The organism is Trinickia symbiotica, assembly GCF_002934455.1.
GTDB classification, from domain to species: Bacteria; Pseudomonadota; Gammaproteobacteria; order Burkholderiales; family Burkholderiaceae; genus Trinickia; species Trinickia symbiotica.
In genome coordinates this window covers 43,662-65,267 of sequence record NZ_PTIR01000022.1, presented here as the reverse complement: position 1 = coordinate 65,267, position 21,606 = coordinate 43,662, and the positions used below count along the sequence as shown (strand labels likewise).

Annotated in this window: 17 protein-coding genes, 1 pseudogene and 1 riboswitch; of the genes and pseudogenes, 12 read left to right on the top strand and 6 right to left on the bottom strand. The window is 61.6% G+C overall.

Features of this window, described 5'->3' with window-relative positions; genetic code table 11:
- Window positions 1-406 precede the first annotated feature (406 nt).
- The 3 genes from B0G57_RS25390 to B0G57_RS25380 are packed head-to-tail and all read left to right on the top strand — an operon-like array spanning window position 407 to window position 2,645.
- Window positions 407-1,450 (top strand): glycosyl hydrolase family 28 protein, encoded by a 1,044-nt coding sequence (locus B0G57_RS25390; RefSeq protein ID WP_223258530.1) that lies wholly within the window; start codon window positions 407-409, stop codon window positions 1,448-1,450.
- Between the two features lie 39 nt (window positions 1,451-1,489).
- Window positions 1,490-2,311, top strand: a complete 822-nt coding sequence (locus B0G57_RS25385; RefSeq protein WP_018441031.1) for a hypothetical protein — start codon at window positions 1,490-1,492, stop codon at window positions 2,309-2,311.
- A 34-nt stretch (window positions 2,312-2,345) separates the two neighbouring features.
- Entirely contained in the window at window positions 2,346-2,645 is a 300-nt protein-coding gene (locus B0G57_RS25380; protein ID WP_018441032.1) for a hypothetical protein, read from the top strand.
- Between the two features lie 37 nt (window positions 2,646-2,682).
- On the opposite strand, the gene B0G57_RS25375 is transcribed toward B0G57_RS25380, so the two are convergent.
- From B0G57_RS25375 to B0G57_RS31450, 6 genes are all read right to left on the bottom strand, one after another.
- The gene (locus tag B0G57_RS25375; RefSeq protein WP_018441033.1) at window positions 2,683-4,371 is read right to left on the bottom strand and encodes a fibronectin type III domain-containing protein; all 1,689 of its coding nucleotides are present in this window, start codon (window positions 4,369-4,371) and stop codon (window positions 2,683-2,685) included.
- A 126-nt stretch (window positions 4,372-4,497) separates the two neighbouring features.
- Window positions 4,498-5,367, bottom strand: a complete 870-nt coding sequence (gene purU / locus B0G57_RS25370) for a formyltetrahydrofolate deformylase (protein WP_018441034.1) — start codon at window positions 5,365-5,367, stop codon at window positions 4,498-4,500.
- Window positions 5,368-5,684: 317 nt separating this feature from the next.
- The gene (gene ald, locus B0G57_RS25365) at window positions 5,685-6,806 is read right to left on the bottom strand and encodes an alanine dehydrogenase (RefSeq protein WP_020566225.1); all 1,122 of its coding nucleotides are present in this window, start codon (window positions 6,804-6,806) and stop codon (window positions 5,685-5,687) included.
- 121 nt (window positions 6,807-6,927) lie between these two features.
- The gene (locus B0G57_RS25360) at window positions 6,928-8,244 is read right to left on the bottom strand and encodes an NRAMP family divalent metal transporter (protein WP_018441036.1); all 1,317 of its coding nucleotides are present in this window, start codon (window positions 8,242-8,244) and stop codon (window positions 6,928-6,930) included.
- A gap of 79 nt (window positions 8,245-8,323) precedes the next feature.
- The gene (locus B0G57_RS25355; protein ID WP_020566226.1) at window positions 8,324-8,698 is read right to left on the bottom strand and encodes a sensory rhodopsin transducer; all 375 of its coding nucleotides are present in this window, start codon (window positions 8,696-8,698) and stop codon (window positions 8,324-8,326) included.
- A 196-nt stretch (window positions 8,699-8,894) separates the two neighbouring features.
- Window positions 8,895-9,044, bottom strand: coding sequence for a hypothetical protein (locus B0G57_RS31450; RefSeq protein WP_018441038.1), 150 nt, complete (start codon window positions 9,042-9,044; stop codon window positions 8,895-8,897).
- 855 nt (window positions 9,045-9,899) lie between these two features.
- A riboswitch (cobalamin riboswitch) is annotated at window positions 9,900-10,098 on the top strand.
- A gap of 90 nt (window positions 10,099-10,188) precedes the next feature.
- On the opposite strand from B0G57_RS31450, the gene B0G57_RS25345 reads away from it, so the two are divergent.
- From B0G57_RS25345 to B0G57_RS25305, 9 genes and pseudogenes are all read left to right on the top strand, one after another.
- Window positions 10,189-11,247, top strand: a complete 1,059-nt coding sequence (locus B0G57_RS25345) for a HoxN/HupN/NixA family nickel/cobalt transporter (RefSeq protein WP_018441039.1) — start codon at window positions 10,189-10,191, stop codon at window positions 11,245-11,247.
- Between the two features lie 279 nt (window positions 11,248-11,526).
- A pseudogene (locus tag B0G57_RS32415) lies at window positions 11,527-12,293 on the top strand (potassium-transporting ATPase subunit KdpA); the annotation flags it as partial.
- Between the two features lie 413 nt (window positions 12,294-12,706).
- Entirely contained in the window at window positions 12,707-12,802 is a 96-nt protein-coding gene (locus B0G57_RS25335) for a potassium-transporting ATPase subunit F (RefSeq protein ID WP_018441041.1), read from the top strand.
- Window positions 12,802-14,610 carry a potassium-transporting ATPase subunit KdpA gene (gene kdpA, locus B0G57_RS25330; protein WP_018441042.1) on the top strand — a complete coding sequence of 603 codons (1,809 nt, stop codon included), beginning with the start codon at window positions 12,802-12,804 and terminating at the stop codon, window positions 14,608-14,610. Before B0G57_RS25335 ends, kdpA begins: the two co-directional genes overlap by 1 nt.
- Window positions 14,611-14,623: 13 nt before the next feature.
- Window positions 14,624-16,771: a potassium-transporting ATPase subunit KdpB gene (gene kdpB, locus B0G57_RS25325; protein WP_018441043.1), complete on the top strand. Its 2,148-nt coding sequence runs from the start codon at window positions 14,624-14,626 to the stop codon at window positions 16,769-16,771.
- A 20-nt stretch (window positions 16,772-16,791) separates the two neighbouring features.
- Window positions 16,792-17,373, top strand: a complete 582-nt coding sequence (gene kdpC / locus B0G57_RS25320) for a potassium-transporting ATPase subunit KdpC (RefSeq protein WP_026229739.1) — start codon at window positions 16,792-16,794, stop codon at window positions 17,371-17,373.
- A 94-nt stretch (window positions 17,374-17,467) separates the two neighbouring features.
- Window positions 17,468-20,239 (top strand): DUF4118 domain-containing protein, encoded by a 2,772-nt coding sequence (locus tag B0G57_RS25315; RefSeq protein WP_018441046.1) that lies wholly within the window; start codon window positions 17,468-17,470, stop codon window positions 20,237-20,239.
- A 7-nt stretch (window positions 20,240-20,246) separates the two neighbouring features.
- Complete coding sequence (locus B0G57_RS25310) at window positions 20,247-20,951, top strand: response regulator (protein WP_018441047.1); 705 nt, start codon at window positions 20,247-20,249, stop codon at window positions 20,949-20,951.
- A 114-nt stretch (window positions 20,952-21,065) separates the two neighbouring features.
- Window positions 21,066-21,482 carry a universal stress protein gene (locus B0G57_RS25305; protein WP_026229740.1) on the top strand — a complete coding sequence of 139 codons (417 nt, stop codon included), beginning with the start codon at window positions 21,066-21,068 and terminating at the stop codon, window positions 21,480-21,482.
- Window positions 21,483-21,606 lie beyond the last annotated feature (124 nt).

Sequence of the window (21,606 nt, the reverse complement as noted above, 5' to 3'; positions counted from 1 at the left end):
CCGACCGGGGCGACCATCGTGCCAAGCGGCATGCGTAGCCATTATCGACCGGATGTTGGACGCACCGGGCCTCATATCGTTTGACGATTCACACTGTTTGTACCCTTTCTCATGCATAATGCCGCGCGGCTGGGCTGCTCAGTTGTGGTCGGCTTGGCCGCGGTTTGATGACTCATACGAAAAGACCTATCACAGGGGTGCTACCTCCATGAAGAAAACCTGCAAAGTCAGTCTGTTGGCTGCGACGCTATTTCTGGCGGCTGTTTCGGCGAGAGCGCAAACGTTTGCGACCGGCGATAGCCGGACGGTAACAGAGCCGACCTATCCAGTCGTTTGCCAGACTCTTTACGCAAACTTCTCGAGCTCTCAACGTTCGTCGCCTCCGACCACCGACGACACAACGCGCGTGCAGAATGCGCTGACTCAGTGCGCGGGGACGGGCCAGAGCGTCGTGCTCGCGGCTTCGGGCTCCAACGATGCGTTTTACACGGGCAGCCTGACGATCAACGGCGCGGGCCTCGTCATCAGCTCGGGCACGACGCTTTTTGGCAACAATTACGGAAGCAATGCCAACTTGCTGTCCTTCTCGGGGACTAACGCCTCGTTGATGGGACCAGGAACGGTTGACGGCCGCGGCGATCTCATTACGGGAACGCCGAGATTGGTGCAGGCAAGCAAGATCACCAACTTCATCGTCTACAACGTTACGCTCGCCCAAGCTGCGCATCCCAATCTGTACGTGGAAGGCGGTAACGGCTTTACCGCCTGGAACGTAGCGATTCGTACGCCGGCGACGCGCAAGAACGCCGATGGCATCGACATCGACAGTCTCACCAACGCCACGGTGACCAATTCGGACATCGAGGCCGGCGATGACGGGATCGCCGTCAAGACCAATTCCGGCAACATCTCGAACGTGACAGTCTCCAACACGAAGTTGCACGGTACGCATGGTCTTTCCGTCGGCAGCATCGACAAAAACACCGTCTCGAACATTCTTTTTCAGAACAACTACGTCTATGGGAATGACTTGAGCGGGACTCCATCGACCGATGCCAACGGCATTAACGTCAAGACCGGCCCATGCACGCTGACCGTGCAACAGGTGAGCTACGTCAACACGTGCATGATCAATGTGAAGCATCTGATCGTCATGGATACCAACTACAACACGTGCACGACTGGCGGGAGCCCGACCTTGTCGGATATCTTCGTCAATGGCGCTTATTCGACTGAGTCGGTATCGGGCGCTTATACGAAGATCGACGGGCGTAACTCGAGCTACCCGGTCAACGCCTATCTGGCTAATGTCAGCCTTGATGCCACCGCGCAAAGCGGCGACCAGTACGCAAATGTCGGCCTGTACAACTCGAACGATGTTCCGTCGGGGACCGGCGTGACCACGTCGAGCTTCACGACGACCGGCAGCGTTCCGGCCTGCTCGTTCTGACGCCGTCGTTTTCACCAGCATAGTCATGCAGCGGGATCGATGGTCCCGTCTGCATGGCTCGGTCATGGGATATCGATGCTGATTCAGCGCCAAGCGGAAAAGGCCCGGTACGGGCGACACGTCTGCGTCGTCGCTGCAGCGATCCTCGCCTTATCGATAGGTGTGCTGCATCTCAGGCGTGGGGAGCAGCAGCTCGTTGCGACGAGTCAGTCCCGTGCGCCGATCGCAGGGGCCACGGCTTTCGGGCTCGGAGATTCGGCCGGCGCGACAGAGAGCGTTGCTCTGAGCGACTCAGGCCTGGCAATCGGCGAAGGCCATCGGCTGATCCTCAACGGCGCATTGCTCGATCTGATCGATTCGTTTCTGCTGCAGAACGCGGATGACGATCGCGTAGATCAATTGAGGCGCTATCTGAAAGGCAAACTACCGACGGCCGCGTATGGCGAAGCGGTCGGAATCGTCGAACGCTATCAGACCTATATGAAAGCGCATGACGATTTGCTTGCGGCGCAAAACCTGGGGCATGTCGGGGACGCATCCGCTATCGATATCGACCGCATTGCAATTTGGCGCCAGCAGCGCGACCGTTTGCGCAGAAGCATACTCGGCGACGATATCGTGCAAGCCTGGTATCAGAACGACGACGCGCAGCTCGACCAGGTCCTGCAAGAGTGGCGGCAGCGCCTGGAAGATAGCGAAGCGCCGCAGGCGCCAGCGCAGGCGCCGCGATATCCGGTCCCGCATTGGCACGACAAGCAAGCGGAAGATCATCATCGCCAGTACATGCTGCGCGTACTCGAAAAGGCGGTCACGAGCTTTGCCGACCGGCGGCGAGCGCACGACGGGAACCCGTTGCGGTAGCATCACTGAACTTGCTCGAGAGCGGGTCTATACGATGACGCCACTCAAACGCTACTTTGCCGCCTTATTGCTCATTCTCCTCATTGGCCTGTGGCCCCTCATTTCGGTTTCGGTCGCCGGGGCGGTGGCTGACGCCAACGGCTGCGGGCTCGACGAAGGGAGCATCCATCCTTGCGTCATCCTCGGTCACGACTTCGGTGAACTGCTGTACGCAATGGAGGTTCTAGGTTGGGCCGGCTTGGTGACGATGCCGATCGCCACGTTGCTCTTTTGGGTTTGGGTCTTGATGCTCGTTCTTCATCTAGTCAGAAGGAGAAAGCGGGCGGGGCGATAACGGATTTGACGGCGGGTGATGCATCGCCCATCGCTCCTCAACCCCGACGCTTCTTCATCAACACGATCGTCTCGAACAGCGAGTATTCAGGCGCCGGCGTCTTGTCGGCGCCCACCGCATGGTAGTAGCTCATCGTGATCGTTGTGTTTCCGCCGCGCTCGCCTGGATCGTGATCGAACACGGCGATCCCATATGCACTTGCGGTATCGCGTCGCGCAGACCAGATGGCGTCCTCGAGGGCGTCCGCCGGATTTCTCACATAGGTGTTCGGCGACGAGCCCGGAACGGGGCGGTTAGGTCTCGTGAAGACCTTCGCACGCGGCTTCCCGCTAGTCGGGTTTTCGGCGTAGACGTCGGAGGGCGCGCTCGTGCCGCCGCCGCCCAGGATCAAATGGATCGTGCCGTGCGTTGTGTCGAAGGTCGATGTGTTCGGATCCGCCGGCAACACTGGGCGAGGCTGCAGCGTTTCCACCACTTCTCCAGTCACCGCATCGAAGCCTGCGCGATGATTGCAGCCGCGTACCGGATAGCTTCGCTCGTAGTCGTGGTCGTGCCCGCATAGCACGAGGTCCACGCCATAACGATCGAAAAGCGGCAGCCAGGCTTCTCGAATGCCTTTGTCGCAGCCATTGCCGTTCTTGGCGGTGGTGAGGGAATCCTGGTGCATCTGCACGACGATCCAATCGATATCCTCGTCCGCTGCCGCTTTACGCAACGTTTTTTCGAGCCAGCGCGTTTGCTCGCCGTTGCTGTATCCGCGAACGTAGAACGACGTGCCAGGTTCGATGGGCTGCTCGCCGGTGGCTGGAGCGGGCACGAGCGGGTCGGGACCCGCGACGAAAGCACCCGCATCCTGGTAGACGACATCATCCGCATCGAGCGAAACGAACAACACTGAGCTCACGCGGAAGCTGTACCAGCGTCCCGGAAACGCCGTACCGTTGTCGGGCAGCATGTAGCGCGTCAAATACGAGTCGAAGCCTTGGGCCCCGTTGTTGAACTCGATCTCGTGGTTACCAGGGCACGGCATCCACGGTCGATTGGCCGCCGACGCTTGATTGTTGTTGCCGAAGTCGCGCCAGACTTCCGGCTGATGTTGCGGGTTCAGGTTCGCGTAGCAAAGATCGCCGTTCAACAAATGAAAGAGCGGCGCGAACTGCTCGACGGCCTGCACGGCAAACCGGCTTTGCGGCGACGACAGGACCCATGCGGTGTTTGGCGTCGCGAGGTCGCCGTAGCTCGTCCAGCGAAACGGCGCTCGGCCGTGCGGAGCGGTCTGAAAGCTGGCGGTGAAGGGCGTGGCCGCGTTGCTGTCGTTGTCGGCGCTCACAGCGTATTCGTAGCGCATGCCGGGCTTCAGATAACGCACGCGGACGTGGTACGTGAAGACCGTCTCGCCGTTCAACCCATCGGTATAGAGGCGCTGAATCGCGGGAATCGAGCGAGCTTTGGTCTCGTCTGCCCCGCGCACGCGCGCGCAGGGATTGATGGCTTGCGCAGCGGAAGCCCAGGAGATGACGACTTCCGTGCAAGGGTCGTCGCCCCATGTCAAGTGGACCTGCTCGGGGGTGCCATCCAGGCTTGACGGACCGGCGCTGCTCGGTGACGGGAACGTCCCTGCCGCCGTCGCAAGTCCCGATGCGCCCGCGAGCTTGAGAAAGTCGCGGCGGGAAAGGGTGTGGATGCAGTCGCCGAGCTGCTTGCCGAGATATTTCTCTTGCGCCATGTCGAGAATCCTCCGTTGGAAGGAGATTCTCGCAAGCGTTCTTGTAACTGAGATGACAGTGCGCTCGCCGGCAATATTCTTGTGCCAACGGTTAGGCGTAGGTGAAAAAGCCAGGGCTTGATTCAGCTACTGGAAGACGACCGTGCGATCACCGTTCAGGAACACCCGCCGCTCGATGAATGCCTTGACCGCGCGGGCAAGCGTGATGCACTCGACGTCCCGCCCAACCGCAAGCAGTTGTTCCGGCCGGTAAGCATGATCGACGCGCTCGACGACTTGCTCGATGATCGGCCCCTCGTCGAGATCGTCGGTCACGAAGTGCGCGGTTGCGCCGATCAGCTTCACGCCGCGGGCGTGCGCTTGATGATACGGTTTTGCACCCTTGAAACCGGGAAGGAACGAATGGTGAATATTGATCGCGCGGTTAGCGAGCTTCGCGCTCGTCTCGGGCGACAGCACTTGCATGTAGCGGGCGAGGATCAGCAGCTCAGCACCGCTCGACTCGAACAGGTCGAGCCACTTGACTTCCTGCTGGGCCTTCGTCTCCGGCGTGATCGGGAAGTGGTGGAACGGCAAGTCGTGCTGCTCGGCGAGGGCTCGGAAATCGGGGTGATTCGATACGATGCCGACGATTTCCATCTTCAGCTCGCCCATTCTCCAGCGGAAAAGCAAGTCCGCAAGGCAGTGCTCGAGCTTTGACACCATGATGAGCACCTTCGGACGCGCATTGACGTCGTGGATCGCCCACTGCATCTCGAAGCCGGCGGCGATCGGTGCGAATTCTTCGCGCAGCGCATCGATGCTCAGCGTCGTGCCGTCGGTCGGATGAAACATGCAGCGAACAAAGAAGCGGTTGCTCAAATCGTCGTCGAATACGGTCAACGCGTCGACGTAACAGTGATGCCGGTCGAGAAACCCGACAGCGGCCGCGACCTGCCCGGCGGCGCTCGGGCACGACAGCGTCAGGACGAATTGGTCGGGGCGTTGAGCAGTCATCTTTGTCCTCTGGTCTCGATAGGCGGTTTCGTGGCACGCGCCCGCCGGGCGGAGCGCGATGCACAAGTTAATCAGCCCAGCAGAGGAACGGATAGAACCGACCCGTCGTATCGCAGGAACCAGCGCGCCAGGAGCGATGGCCAAGCACCTCGGCACTCGCTGAAAAAGCGATCCAAGTATCGGTATTCGGCGCAGTGGCCATTCGCGAGCGCGGGCGGGCTGCTTACGCGGGCGACTTCGACTTTGCGACGCCTTTTTCTGCGGCGAGTGAGCCGATTTTCCGCTGGCGTAAAGGGCAATCCGGCGGAAAGACCGAGCTACTTATCTGCCAGCAGAGTTTCCGCCGCGACATGCGGGTATCCCAAGTCGCGCGCCACGGCTTCGTGCGTCACATTACCTTGGCAGACATTAAGCCCTCGGCGAAGGTGTATGTCGTCCCGCATCGCATGCTTCCAGCCCTTTTCCGCGAGGGCGATCGCGTGCCCGATCGTTGCGTTGTTCAATGCGAAAGTCGAAGTACGCGCTACGGCGCCGGGCATGTTGGCCACGCAGTAGTGCACGATACCGTCGACGAGATACACCGGCTGCGCGTGCGTGGTGGGGTGCGAAGTCTCGAAACAGCCGCCTTGATCGATGGCCACGTCGACCATGACTGCACCTTTCTTCATGTGCGCCACATGCTCCCGCGTGACGAGCTTAGGAGCGGCGGCGCCGGGGACGAGCACGCCGCCGATGACAACGTCCGCGTCGAGCACGGCTTCTTCGATGCTGTGCGCGTTCGAATACGCGGTACTGATGCGATTGCCGAATACCAGATCCAATTGGCGCAGGCGATCGACGCTCTTATCGAGCACAGTCACGCGCGCCCCCAGCCCGATGGCCATCTGCAACGCGTTCGTGCCGACCACGCCGGCGCCGATGACCACGACATGCCCTGGCGAGACGCCCGGCACGCCACCCAACAGTACGCCGCGCCCACCGTGCGCGATCTCGAGATAATGCGCGCCGGCCTGCACGGCCATGCGTCCAGCAACCTCGCTCATTGGCGCGAGTAGCGGCAACCCACCGCTGGGACCCGTGATGGTCTCATAGGCGATGCACACGGCACGCGAATCGACCAGGGCCTTCGTCTGCGCTGGGTCCGGCGCGAGGTGTAGATAGGTGTAAAGGATCTGCTCGGGGCGCAGCATGCGGCATTCGTGAGGCTGTGGCTCTTTGACTTTGACGATCATGTCGGCCCGCGCGAAGACTTCCTCGGCTTGGGCGACGAGGTGTGCGCCCACGCAGCGGTATTGCTCGTCGCTGAGCCCGATCGCTTCGCCAGCGCCGGCCTGCACGAGCACATCGTGTCCACGGGAAGTCAGCTCTCTTACGCTCGCGGGCGTAAGCCCAACACGGTATTCATGATTCTTGATTTCTTTAGGCACGCCGACACGCATGGTTTGCTCCCAAAGTTACACAGTTTCGAGACCGGTCGATGAGGCTCCCCGATCATCTGCGGAAAGCGCGCTTCTCATAGTCGGCGAACCCACTAATCTCGATAACGAGACCGATACCGATTTAGATCACCTCGAGCACGAAGTGCGCGGTCAGCGCGCCGCTCGTCACCAGCGTTGCTAACCAGGATAGCGCGCGCAGCAACCAGTGCATGCTCAAGTCGCCAATCGCCGCGCGTTTTGTGCTCAGCAGCAAAAGCAGAATCAGAACCGGGGCAACGGTCAGACCGTTGAGCAAGGCGCTCCAATAGAGCAGCTTCACGAAATTCAATTGCAGCAAAGCGAGCGATACCCCGGACAATGCGCAAAGCGTTGTCAATCCTGCCTGCGTGAAGGCGATACGCCTGTCCCTTTCTTGCCCGCGCTGCCAACGGAACATGCTCGCCGCCGCATTGGCAGCGGAGCCAGTGAGCGGCGGCAAGGCCAGCAACGCGGTCCCAATCAGAGCGAGGCCGAGGACGTGGGGTGCCGATCCATGCAGCAGCGGCTCAAGCACGCGGGCGACATCGTCGGCGGTATCGAGCCGGCTCCCCGCGACATGGAGTGTCGCCGACGCCGCAAGCATGATGAAAAAGCCGACGGCATTCGATAGTGCGGTTCGTACGAACGTTTGCGCACGAACGCGGCGAAGATGGCGCTCGGTCCTATCTTCATCGCCGCTCGAATTGTCCTTCGGTCTTTGATCCGCGAGTTCTTCGATTTCCTGCTCAGCTTGCGCAAAGAGCAGATATGGACTGACCGTCGTGCCGAGCACGGCAAGCAAAATCGAGAAGTACTCTTCAGTGAAGCTCACACGAGGAATCAGCGCATGCCACGCGACCTCGCTCCACGGCACATGCAGCGTAAACAGGACGCCCACATAGCTGAACATCCCCAATGTCAGCCATTTGACTACGTTAGCGTAGCGGGCGTACGGAACTTTCCACTGAAGCGCGATGGAGCCGGCGCCGAGCAACAACGTGAACAACGGCACGGATCCGTTCCACAACAAGCGAGCGGCGAACCCCATCGCCACCATATCGGCTGCAATATTGACGGTATTGGCGACCAGAAAACGCGCGACGGCAACGTAAAACCAGAGCGGAGCGTAGTGCTCGCGCATGTTCGTCGTCAGCCCTTTGCCGGTAATCGCAGCCACACGCGATGCAATGAGTTGCAGCGCGACCATCGATGGGTACGACAGAACGCATACCCAGAGCATGTCGTAGCCGAACTGCGTGCCCGCGAGCGAATACGTCACGATTCCGCCCGGATCGTTGTCGGCGCCGGCTGTTGCCAATCCCGGCCCAGTATCGGCAGCCCAGCTGTGAGCGACCCGGCCGCTCGCGGTCTTGTTGTTGCGGCGCGGTGACGGGCTGCGTTTACCGACGTTCGAATTCACTCGAGCCTGCCAATCGGAAGCTGGGATGATCGAAAGTCAGTGCATGAATCGTTCCCCGCGTCGCCAAAGCTGCGAAGCGTCAATCGGTCCCAAAGGCGATCGTGGAAAGAAGCGCGAGCTCCGCTTGCCGGGAATCGAGCCGTGTGTGCTGCACGATGACGGGCACATTCGACTCGAGCACGGCGGAGTACTCCGTTCCGGTTGGGATTCGTTCTGGATCGCTCAAGTCGTTGAAACGCATATGGAGCGTGCGTCTTGCGGGCACGGTGAGCCGGTACGGGCCCGCGGGATCGCGATCCTTGAAGAAAATCGTGACCTCGACTTGTGCGTCGAGCTCACCCGCGTTGAGGATGCAGGCCGCCTCGTGGCTCTCGAGCTCTCGACTATCTCCTGTGCCATAGGGCGGCAAATAGCCCTCGGCGATTGCCCATCTTCTCTTTCCGATCGCCTGCATGGCTCCTCCTTTGAGGTCGGGCCTCGCACGTGACCCGCGTAGCGCTTGCAGGAGAGCCGCAACGTCCATGCCAAAGGCCATGCTGTGGTGATCGAGGGGACCGGACGCGTGCGATGTCTCGCGCGTTTGCGCTACGTCGCGCCTGCCGTCAGCGCGCCACGTCCGGCGGGCACGCAGACGGCAACACCCGGTTGTATCAGTGTGCGAACTTCTTGAATGCCGTCCGGATGGCGGCGAGCACGCGGGCCGTAGCGGGCGAACGGGAGCCGAGCGAGAGCATGCCGTTGTAGTGCGGGCGAGCTTCTTCGACGTGCGGGAGTTGTGAAAGGAGCAGAGCGAAGTGCATATTAATTCCTCCGACAGTTGATACGTGGCGCCAGCAACCAGGCCTGCCTTCGTTTCAGTTCGCGCGGGCCGAAGTGCTCGGGCGTGCGGGAGGAACGCGTGCGGCCAGGACGTCAGGCGAAGCGAGCGGCGTTCAGCAAGAACGCGCGGCGATTCATACAGGGACTAGGCTCAGGGTCGGGCATCGCGAACTCCTTCGTTTGCGTCCGATCTGACGGACGCGTTTAACCGCACGCCAGGCCCGCGCGGCATTCAGTGCTTGCGGAAATGGCGTGAATCAGGGGCGACGCTAGCCAACGGCTCGACGTGCCAAGTTGTCGGGACGAGTGCGCGTGACAACGCACGCGTCAAGGACGGCGGCCAATCGATGAGATGCGCGAGAAAGAAACTAGGGAAGCTACTGCGACGCGCACCGTCTTGCCTGCTGGCAAGACGGCGGCTACGGAAGAATCCAAGCGGGGGCGTCGTGCCGGTCAAGCAGACAAACTTTTCGAAGGTCGACTACTGCAACTGTCCAAGGCGTATGCCCCTTTTTTGGAAACTGGCGCATTCTAGGCGCTGGTTTTTACAGATGTCAACGAGAAATGCCGTCTGCCCTACAATTTTTATGCGAAGTTTACGTGCCGGGGACGCAACCACTCGCCGATCGATGTTTGAGATGTTGCGGGCGCACGTCGTGCGCAACCGCCGGACGTGTCTGCCCAAGCCGCGAGCTTTACAGGGCGCGTCCTTTTTTCTCCTGTTAGAGGCAGCTGCCGCGCTCCCCGCGGCGGTCGGGCAGAAACCGCCAATCCTTTTGAATTGCCCTCACTTATGGCCGCTCACTTATGGCCGCTTGACGCGCCAGCGCTCCGCAATTACGCTCTCGCGCTGATGGTTCCCGGCGACGGGATCAAAAGGGAACGCAGTAAAGGCGTGAGCGCCTCGAGTCTGCGGCTGCCCCCGCAACTGTGAGCGGCGAGCCAAATGCCATTCAGGGCCACTGGGAAACCGGGAAGGCCGGCATAGGGTGTCAACCCGCGAGCCAGGAGACCTGCCATCGATTGAGGTCCATGCAGCCGCAACGGGCGGGGTGTCCCAATGCGCCAGCGCCGTTTCGCGCGGTCGCCCGTTGCAAGGACAGCCCCGACCTCAGGAACTGTCACATGTCCATCGCGCTGAAAACGCCTTGCCCACCGCTAGCCCTCCGCCGCCGTGTCGTCGGCATCTACTCGGTTCTTGCAGCCTTTAACATCGGTGCATGGATCTGGGCCTTCATAGCCTTTCGTGCGCATCCGCTGCTTCTCGGCACCGGTCTGCTCGCGTATGGCTTCGGCCTCCGTCATGCCGTCGATGCCGACCATATTGCCGCCATCGACAACGTCACGCGCAAGCTGATGCAAGATGGCCAGCGTCCCGTGACGGTGGGCTTTTTCTTCGCACTCGGCCATTCCGCCGTGGTGCTGATCGTCGCCGCCGCCGTTGCCGCAACAGCCGCCGCATTAGAGAGCCGCGTCGAGGCGTGGAAAGAGATCGGCGGCATCATCTCGACGAGCGTTTCCTCGCTGTTTCTGTTCCTCATCGCCGCGATCAACATCGTCATCCTGCGCGGCGTGTGGCATGCCTTCGGCAAGCTCCGCCGGGGCGAACCGTACGACCACAACGATCTCGACCTGCTGTTGAACAGCCGAGGCTTACTTTCGCGACTGTTCCGGCCGCTGTTCCGTATTGTGTCAAAGCCTTTGTGGATGCTGCCCCTCGGGTTCCTATTCGGTCTCGGCTTCGATACGGCGACGGAGGTGAGCCTGCTCGGCATTTCAGCCAGCCAGGCCGCGCAAGGCGTATCGATGAGCGTAATACTCGTGTTTCCCGTGCTCTTCGCAGCCGGCATGTCGCTCGTCGACACCACCGACGGCATCCTGATGCTTGGCGCCTATGACTGGGCTTTCATACGTCCGATTCGCAAGCTCTACTACAACCTCACGATCACGCTCGTGTCCGTCGTCGTTGCGGTGCTAATTGGGGGCATCGAGGCGCTCGGGCTGCTGGCCGACCAGTTCCGTCTCAAAGGCGGATTTTGGAGTGCTATCGGCACCCTCAACGATAACTTCAACAGTCTTGGCTTCATCATCATCGGTGTGTTCATCTTCGCCTGGGTGGCGTCTTTCCTCATCTACCGGGTGAAGGGCTATGATGATCTGCCGGCTTACCAGTCCGGCCAGTAGTGCCGCGAGCCAGCGAGCACCGTCTACATGAGTGGGCGCCGGGTGCTCGTCTGGAATAGCAGCAGCACCTCTCAGCCGATGCGCTTGGCGTTCTCTTTAGTTGACCGTCGATCACCCGCCGATAGCAGCTAGCGCATGCGAAAAACGGAGCAAGTCGTTCAGGCTCATTACGTGATTTTTACGACCCGCTCCCCGAATTTTTCACCGTCTTGATGTTTCGCGACATGAAATAGAGGGCGACGTGCGCTTTCCTGCGTGCGCCTTTCGCGGGGGAGCGACATGTTAGCAAGCGGGTGGTTCCAGACGGGCCTCTTTCTCGTCGTATTGATCGGGCTCGCGAAGCCGCTCGGCCTCGACATGGCCCGCGTCGTCGAGGGGAATGCGCCGATACTGTCGCGTATCGGTCATCCGCTCGAGCGGTTCGTCTATCGTGCGGCCGGCATCGATCCGAAGTCGGAGATGAGCTGGAAAAGCTATGCCGTCGCACTCATAGTGTTCAGCGGTGCCGGCACATTGTTCCTTTACGCATTGCAGCGGTTCCAGTCCTGGCTGCCGTTCAATCCACAATCACTTCCGAGCGTCGCCCCGATCTCGCGTTCAACACGGCGGTCAGCTTCGTCACGAATACGAGTTGGCAAAGCTATGCGGGCGAATCGACGCTGAGCTACTTGAGCCAGATGCTCGGAATCGCGGTACAAACCTTCCTGTCGGGCGCAACCGGCATTGCCGTGTTCGGCGTCGCGGTGGGTGATCGTCGGCAGGGCTGGGCGCTTCTCGCAGCAATGGCGGTCATATTCGTCGTGATGGCGGGCCTCACGATTCACGTCGAGCAACAGGGAGATGTCGCGCTTGCGCCATCGGCCATTGCGCATCTGCCGACTGCGTTCGCAGGTCCCGTCGGCAACATGGAAGGCAAAGAAACGCGATTCGGCGTGGTTTCGTCGGCGCTTTATGCAGCTGTGACCACGAGCGGTGGCGACGGCTCCGTTGACGCGATGCACGATTCGTTCACGCCGCTCGGCGGCCTCGCGCCGATGGTGCTGATGTCCTACCTGCCGGCCTTGGCGCTCGGGCCTATCGTTGAACAGATCACGATGATGGCACCGCATTGAGCCGCACTGTGCGATTGAGTTAATTTTTTACACGTTCTTTATATCGGCGCCGTCAATCTTATCGTGGCGTTTACCGCAGGTCGTCTACGCTTCACGCTGTCCTGATCCGCTACGGGAGAACAAGATAATGGACTTGACCTGCATCGATAGCAACTCGCCAATTCTGCGGCTCGCGTGCCGTAATGCTGCCACCGGTTCGTGCACGCAGTACGCGGCCGAGATCCACTAACGGAGAACGTCGAAATGGACTTCGCTTACATCGTGGGCATCGTGGTCTTCACCGGACTCTGCCTTGCACTCGCAGCCGGTTGCGAGAAACTGCGCAGCCGCGCGCCGGGAGGCCGGCCATGACCGCCTGGATGATGTGGCTCGCCGGAGCCTCGACGCTGGTTCTTCTCGCGTATCTCGTCTACGCGCTGCTGCGCGCGGAGGACCTCGAATAATGAACACGAATGACATTTTTCAGACGGTGCTGTTCATCGCCGTACTGATCGCACTGGCCATACCGCTCGGTCGGTATATGACGTCCGTCCTGGACGGATCTTCGCTGGCGGTGCGGAAGATCGGCAAGCCGATCGAGTACGTCATATACAAGATTGCGGGTATCGATGCGCAAGCGGAGATGTCGTGGAAGGCCTACGCCGTGGCTCTGCTGCTCTTCAATGCACTGGGGGCGCTCGCCGTCTACGGCTTCCTGCGCGTTCAGCAGTGGTTGCCCGCGAATCCCCAGGGATTCGGTCCCATGACGCCTGACGCCGCATTCAATACGGCAATCAGCTTCGTGACGAACACGAACTGGCAGGACTACACGCCGGAGTCGACGGTCAGCTACCTGACGCAGATGGCCGCGCTGACCGTGCAGAACTTCCTTTCGGCTGCCACGGGGATCGCCGTCGTTGTCGCGCTGATTCGCGGCTTCGCCCGGCATACGGCCAAGACGATCGGCAACTTCTGGGTCGACCTGACGCGCATCACGCTCTACATCCTCGCTCCGCTCGCGATCGTCTTCGCGGTGGTCCTCATTGGCCAGGGCGCGATCCAAAACTTTAAGTCGTACGAGGACGTTCCCACGCTGCAGGTGACGACATACCAAGTTGCGAAGACAGACGCTCAAGGCAATCCCGTGAAGGATGCGAAGGGCAACCCGGTCATGCAGGACGTGAAGGCCGACAAGCAGACGATTGCCATGGGGCCGGTCGCCTCGCAAGAAGCGATCAAGATGCTCGGCACGAACGGAGGCGGATTCTTCAACGCGAACTCTGCGCATCCGTATGAGAATCCGACGCCGCTCTCGAACTTTCTGCAGATACTGGCGATGCTGATCATTCCCGCGGCGCTTTGCGTGGTATTCGGCCGTATGGTCGGCGACCGCCGTCAAGGCTACGCCGTGCTCGCCGCGATGACGATCGCTTTCGCGGTGGCATGCTGGGGCGAAATATCAGCCGAACAATCAGGCAATCCGGTCTTTACGTCGCTGCACGTCGATCAAAGCGCTTCCACGCTTTCTGCTGGCGGCAATATGGAAGGCAAGGAAACTCGGTTCGGTATCGCGCAGACGGGCATCTTCACGGTGGCAACGACGGCCGCGTCGTGCGGTGCTGTCGACGCGATGCACGATTCGCTAACGCCGATGGGTGGTTTCGTGCCGCTGCTCCTGATACAACTGGGCGAAGTGATTTTCGGTGGCGTCGGTTCAGGCCTCTACGGCATGCTCGTCTTCGCACTGCTCGCGGTTTTCGTCGCCGGCCTGATGATCGGACGCACCCCCGAATACGTCGGCAAGAAGATCGAATCGTTCGAGATGAAGATGGTGGCGATCGCGATTCTCATCACGCCGTTCCTCGTGCTCGTGGGCACCTCGATCGGCGTGCTCTCGCCGCAAGGCACTGCCGGCATCTCGAATCCGGGACCGCACGGCTTCACGGAAATCCTCTACGCGTTCAGCTCGGCCGCGAACAACAACGGCAGCGCGTTTGCCGGCCTCTCCGTCAACACGCCTTTTTACAACGTCTTGCTCGCGATCGCCATGTGGTTCGGCCGTTTCTCGTCGATCGTGCCGGTGCTGGCGATTGCAGGCGCGCTCGCAAACAAGAAGCGGCTCGCGGCTACGGCGGGCACGCTGCCGACGCACGGCCCGCTCTTCGTGGTGCTTCTGCTGGGCACGCTCGTGCTGGTCGGCGCGCTGACCTATGTGCCTGCGCTCGCGCTCGGACCCGTCGTCGAGCATCTTCAACTGATCGCGGGTCACTGATTTCGAGGAACGTATGACTAATGTCAATCAAACGCCTGCGCATCGTCCCGAGAACCTGGGGCAGGCACGCACAGCGGCGCGCTCGATGTTCGACCCGGTGCTCGTGAAGCCTGCGATCGTCGATTCGTTCAAGAAACTCGCGCCACGTACACAACTTCGTAACCCAGTGATGTTCTGCGTCTATCTCGGCAGCATCCTGACGACGATACTCTGGGTTGCCGCGCTCGCAGGCCAGGCCGAGGCACCGGCCGGATTCATTCTCGCCGTCGCGCTCTGGCTCTGGTTCACCGTGCTCTTCGCGAACTTTGCCGAGGCACTGGCTGAAGGGCGCTCGAAGGCACAGGCCGCTTCGCTCAGGAGTGCGAAGCATAACGTGACGGCGAAAAAGCTCGGCGAGCCGCATCCGAAGGCGCCGATTCGCATCATGGCCTCGACGGACCTGCGCAAAGGCGATGTCGTGCTCGTCGAGGCCGGCGATACGATTCCCGCTGACGGCGAGGTCATCGAGGGCGTCGCGTCGGTCGACGAGTCGGCGATTACGGGTGAATCGGCGCCTGTCATCCGCGAATCGGGTGGAGACTTTTCGTCGGTGACGGGCGGCACGCGCGTGCTATCGGACTGGATCGTGGTGCGCGTATCGGTCAATCCCGGCGAAGCGTTTCTCGACCGGATGATCGCGATGGTCGAAGGCGCGAAGCGCCAGAAGACGCCGAATGAAATCGCGCTGACGATTCTGCTCGTGGCGCTCACGCTCGTGCTGCTCTTCGCGACGGCGACGTTGCTGCCATTTTCGATCTTCGCGGTGGCCGCCGCCAAGATGGGACATGTGGTCACGATCACCGCGCTCGTCGCGCTGCTCGTCTGCCTGATTCCGACGACGATCGGCGGCTTGCTCTCGGCCATCGGCGTGGCCGGCATGAGTCGGATGATGCAGGCGAACGTGATCGCCACGTCGGGACGCGCCGTCGAAGCCGCCGGTGACGTGGACGTGCTGCTGCTCGACAAGACGGGTACGATCACGCTCGGCAATCGTCAGGCTTCGACATTCCTGCCAGCCCCTGGCGTGACGGAGGAAGCGCTCGCGGACGCGGCTCAGCTTTCGTCGCTCGCCGACGAAACGCCCGAAGGCCGCAGCATCGTTGTGCTCGCCAAGCAGCGCTTCAACATCCGCGAGCGCGACATGGCTACGCTGCATGCCCAGTTCCTCGGTTTCACCGCGCAAACGCGGATGAGCGGTGTGGACATGCCGAACCGAGAAATCCGCAAGGGTGCGGCCGATGCGGTACGTCGCTATGTCGAGGACGGTGGTGGCCGTTTTCCACAGGAGGTGCAAAAGGCCGTCGACGACGTGGCGCGCCGCGGCAGTACGCCGCTCGTTGTGGCGGAGAAGGCCGGAGCGCACGGCGAGAGTCAAGCTGCGGCCCGCGTGCTCGGCGTGATCGAGCTGAAAGACATTGTGAAGGGCGGTATCAAAGAGCGCTTCGCCGAGCTGCGCAAGATGGGCATCAAGACGGTCATGGTGACGGGCGACAACCGCCTGACGGCCGCGGCAATTGCCGCTGAAGCCGGGGTCGACGACTTCCTTGCCGAAGCGACGCCGGAGGCGAAGTTGACGATGATTCGTTCGCATCAGGCCGAAGGGCGGCTCGTGGCGATGACAGGAGACGGCACGAACGACGCACCGGCACTTGCTCAGGCCGACGTGGCGGTGGCGATGAACACCGGCACGCAGGCCGCGAAGGAAGCCGGCAATATGGTCGATCTCGACTCGAACCCGACGAAGCTGATCGAGATCGTCGAGATCGGCAAACAGATGCTGATGACGCGCGGCTCCTTGACGACGTTCTCGATTGCGAACGACGTCGCGAAGTACTTCGCGATCATTCCGGCCGCGTTCGCGACGACGTACCCGCAACTGCGGGTACTCGACGTGATGCATCTGACGTCGCCGGCATCGGCGATTCTATCCGCCGTGATCTTCAACGCGCTCATCATTGTTTTCTTGATCCCGCTCGCGTTGAAGGGCGTCAAGTACCGCGCGCTCGGGGCGGCCTCGCTGCTGCGTCGTAATCTGCTGATCTACGGTCTTGGCGGCATCATCCTGCCGTTCCCCTTCATCAAGCTGATCGACATGTTCCTAAAGGCGATGGGCTGGGCTTGAACCTTTACCATTGAACGACCATGAAAACTCTTTTACGACCCGCTCTAGTGTTGTTTATCGCGCTGACGGTGATTACGGGCATCGTCTATCCGGTCGTCGTGACCGCGATCGGCCAAGCCATGTTTCCGTCGCAAGCGAACGGCAGCATCATCGAAAAAGACGGCAAACCCATCGGCTCGGCGCTAATCGGCCAGCAGTTCGACGCGCCTTATTACTTCTGGGGCAGACTCTCGGCCACGACGCCGAATCCGTACAACGCGCAGAATTCGGGCGGCTCGAACCTCGGTCCGACGAATCCGGCGCTCGCCGATGAAGTGAAGGGCCGGCTCGCGGCGCTACACGATGCCGATTCAACCAACACGGCTCCTGTACCGGTCGATCTCGTGACCTCGTCGGGAAGCGGCCTCGATCCCGAGATATCGCCAGCGGCGGCGGACTACCAGGCAGGGCGCGTTGCGAAGGCTCGCGGGCTCGCGCTCGAGCAGGTCCAACAGCTTATCGCGCAGAGTACTTCAGGACGCCAGCTCGGGGTGCTCGGCGAGCCGCGCGTGAACGTCCTGAAGCTCAACTTGGCGCTCGATCAGCTTAAACCGGTGCACTAATCAATGCGCCAGGAAGCCGGCGCCGGTATAGGATTCGCGTATGAATGCGCCGTGCCGGCAACCGGCTCGCGGCAACAACAGGGGATGACGCGCCATGGAACGACCTGATCCCGACGCGCTGCTCGACAAGATTCAGCGCGAGGAAGAAAAGCAGCGCCGCGGCCGGCTCAAGATCTTTTTTGGGGCTTCGGCCGGCGTCGGGAAGACGTTTGCCATGCTGCAAGCGGCGGCGCGCCGCAAAGAGGAGGGTGTCGATGTGGTCATCGGCATCGTCGAGACGCACGGCCGGAAGGAGACGCTTGCACTGCTGGAGGGCCTCCCGGTCATTCCGCCTGCCAAGCTCGAATACCGCGGCCGGCTCCTGGCCGAATTCGATCTCGATGCCGCGCTGGCACGCAAGCCCGAACTCATTCTCGTCGACGAGCTCGCGCACTCGAACGTGCACGGCTCGCGTCATCTGAAACGCTGGCAAGACGTGCATGAGCTGCTCGATGCTGGGATCGACGTCTACACGACCGTCAACGTTCAGCACCTTGAGAGTCTGAATGACGTCGTGGGACAGATCACGGGTATCCGAGTGTGGGAGACGGTGCCGGACCGCGTGTTCGATCTCGCCGACGAGGTTACGCTCGTCGACCTGCCCGCCGAGGAATTACTCGATCGCTTGCGCGAGGGCAAGGTCTATTTGCCGCACCAGGCCGAAAACGCCGTTCGCAACTTCTTCCGTAAGGGCAACTTGATCGCTTTGCGCGAGCTGGCTTTGCGCCGCACGGCCGACCGCGTCGACGCGCAGATGCGTGAGTATCGCGCCGATCAATCGATCGAGCGGATCTGGCAGGCGCGCGAGCGCATCATTGTCTGCATCGGTGCGGGGCCCGAGAGCACCACGCTCGTACGGGCGGCCGCACGCCTCGCTTCGAGCCTGAAGGCGGACTGGCTCGCCGTTTATGTCGAGACGCCCAAGCTGCAGCGGCTGCCCGATGCCATACGCAAACGCACGCTCGATGCGCTGAAGCTCGCGTCCGAGCTTGGTGCCGAGACAGTCTCGCTTCAGGGCGAGGACGAGACGCAGACCTTGATCGCCTACGCGCGCATGCGCAATGTATCGAAGCTGGTCGTCGGCGCATCGTCTTCGTGGGGCCTTCGCGCGTGGTTGCGGCGATCGACGGCCGAACGCTTCATTCGCGCTGCGCGCGACATCGACGTGACGCTAGTGAACACGGGCGCCGTGCGCGAAGAAGCCGAACGTCGCGAGTCGGCGGCGCGCTTCGCGGGGCTCGGCCTTGAGCGCCGGCAATCCAAAGCGACTTCATATCTCTATGCGGTTGGGATATGTGCGGGGATTACGGTTCTCGAGAGCGTCACGGTCGACAGGATCTCGCTCACGAATCTCGTCATGCTCTATCTGCTCGGCACCATCTTCACGGCCGCACGGCTCGGCCGCGGGCCCGGCGTGCTATTTTCGTTTTTGGGCGTGGCGTCGTTCGATTTCTTCTTCGTGCCGCCGCGCATGTCGTTCACGGTCTCCGACACGCAGTATCTGCTAACGTTCGCTGTGATGCTCGTGACGTCGCTGACGATCAGCAATCTGACGGCGGGCCTGCGCAGGCAGGCTCGCATCGCGACGATGCGCGAGCGCCGTACGGGCGCGATGTTCTCGATGACGCGTGAGCTTGGTGCCGCGCTTGCGACCGTGCAGATCATCGAGATCGGCTCTCGTCATGTGGCGGAGGTTTTTCAGGCACGCGTGGCGATTCTTCTGCCCGACAGCGGTGAACAAGTGAAGCAGAAGATCGAGAATCCCGACGCGGCCATCACGATTGACGAAGCGGAGCTCGACACCGATATTGCGCAATGGGTCTACGATCAGCAGAAGCCGGCCGGACACGGCACTGACACGCTCCCGGCCGCAGCGGCTCTCTATCTGCCGTTGAGGGCCCCGATGCGCACACGCGGCGTCATCGCGCTCCTTTCGCCGCGCATGGACGAGCTTCAGGTGCCGGAACAGCGGACAATGATCGACACCTTCGCCGCGCAGATTGCGCTCGCGCTTGAGCGGGTGCACTACGTCGAGATCGCGCAGGACGCCCTCGTCAGTATGGAGTCGGAACGACTGCGCAACTCACTGCTATCGGCCATTTCGCACGACCTGCGCACGCCATTGACGGCGATCGTCGGGTTTGCCTCGGTATTGGCCGAGGGGGCGGCAGATAAGGGCGCGGCCGAGCGCCAGGTGAGCGAGCTCGCCGAAGCAATCCACGACGAAGCGCTGCGCATGACGGGGCTCGTCACGAACCTGCTCGATATGGCGCGACTGCAGGAAGGCAGCATGCGACTCAATCGCCAGTGGTCCTCGGTCGAGGAGGTGATCGGCTCGGCGCTGGCTGGCTGCAGGCGCGTGCTTGCGGGTCGGCGCGTGCAGGCGACAGTGCCGGCAGACCTGCCGCTGGTGCAACTCGATGCCGTGCTCGTCGAGCGGCTCTTCGCCAACCTGTTCGAAAACGCGGCCAAGTACACGCCGGCGGATTCGCCGCTCTCGATTTCGGCGAGAGTGACGCACGAAGGCGACGCGCGGTTCGTGAAAGTGGAGGTCCACGATAGCGGGCCCGGCTTGCCGGCCGGCATGGAAACCCGCGTGTTCGAGAAGTTCACGCGCGGTGAAAAGGAATCGGCGAAGCCAGGGATCGGCCTGGGCCTCGCCATTTGCCGCGCGATCGTCGAGGCGCATGGCGGCAAGATCGGTGCGGCAAACAGGATTGCGGCGGACGGCACGGTCGTCGGTTCGACGTTCTGGTTCACATTGCCGGCCGACGAAACGCCGCCCGAGACGCCGATCCTCGATGTGGAACATGCCGAGCCTACCTGACCTAGCGATGTCCGAATCCCCCATTACCATCGTTCTCATCGAAGACGACAGCCATATCCGCCGCTTCGTCCACGCATCGGTGCAAAGCACGGGCATACACGTGCTCGACGCCGAGAATGGTCGGCGCGGTCTGGCATTGGCGGCGAGCGCGCGGCCGGACCTCGCCATCGTCGATCTCGGACTGCCCGATATTGATGGCGTCGAGGTGATCCGGCAATTGCGCGACTGGTCGTCCATACCGGTCATCGTCCTTTCGGCGCGTACGCGCGAGGACGAGAAGGTGGCCGCTCTGGATGCGGGCGCGGACGACTATCTGACCAAGCCGTTCGGCGTCGCTGAGCTTATGGCACGCATTCGGGCGCATTTGCGCAGGCAAAACCGCAATGCGGCAGTTACCGCCGAGACATCGAAGATCTGCTTCGGCGATGTTGCCGTCGATCTCGAGCTTCGGCGCGTCGAGCGCGAGGGACAGCCGGTTCATCTGACGCCGATCGAGTATCGCTTGCTCGTGTCGCTGATCCGTCATGCCGGGCGCGTGCTCACGCACAGGCAATTGCTGCAGGAGGTCTGGGGGCCGGCGCACACGGACAGCGCGCATTACCTGCGCATCTATATGGGCAACCTGCGCCGCAAGCTCGAGCACGACGCAACGCAGCCCGAGCACATCGTGACCGAGACGGGTGTTGGCTATCGACTCGTCGGCGTCAAGTAGGTTGCGAAGCAGGTCTTGACGACATTTTTATGAGGCGGCGCCATAGTTTTTCGGCATGTTGATGCGCGCTTTGCTGAAATGATGATGTGAGCAACGACGCTTCGAGGTGGGCAATTGCTAAAGCTGATGATCCCGATACTGTGCCGCGAGGGCGCCCCGCAAGCCGCGCGGCATGCCGCGTTTCTATTCGCGGAGCGATGCGTGTCGGAGGTCGAGTTGATCGAAGTGCTGGAGCAGGCGGATCAAGGGCGCGCCGCCGCGTTTTATTCGCGCGGCGAGTTGCGCCGCCGTGAAAAGCGGTTGATGCTCGAGGCGCTGATGCGCACGCGGGCTATCCTCGACGATGCGGGGGTGCCCTATACATTCAAGCGCGTGTTCGGGCCGCGCGAGCGTACGATTGCTGAGCATGCGGCGAACGATCAGGCGGACATGGTGGTGCTCGACGGCACGAGTCTCGGTTTCTTTCGTCGGTGGGGCACGTTCGCCAGACTGTGGCGGGTCTGCTCCAAGCCTGTGACGATGATTCATTGAGTCGGACGAACGAGAGGCGCATGAGTGTTCCATGGTGGTGGCGGTTCGCTCGTGGTCGAGGCCTGCGCACCGGCGCTGCGTGTTGTGATCGGATCAGCATCGGCCAGCATGTCAACGAATCAGC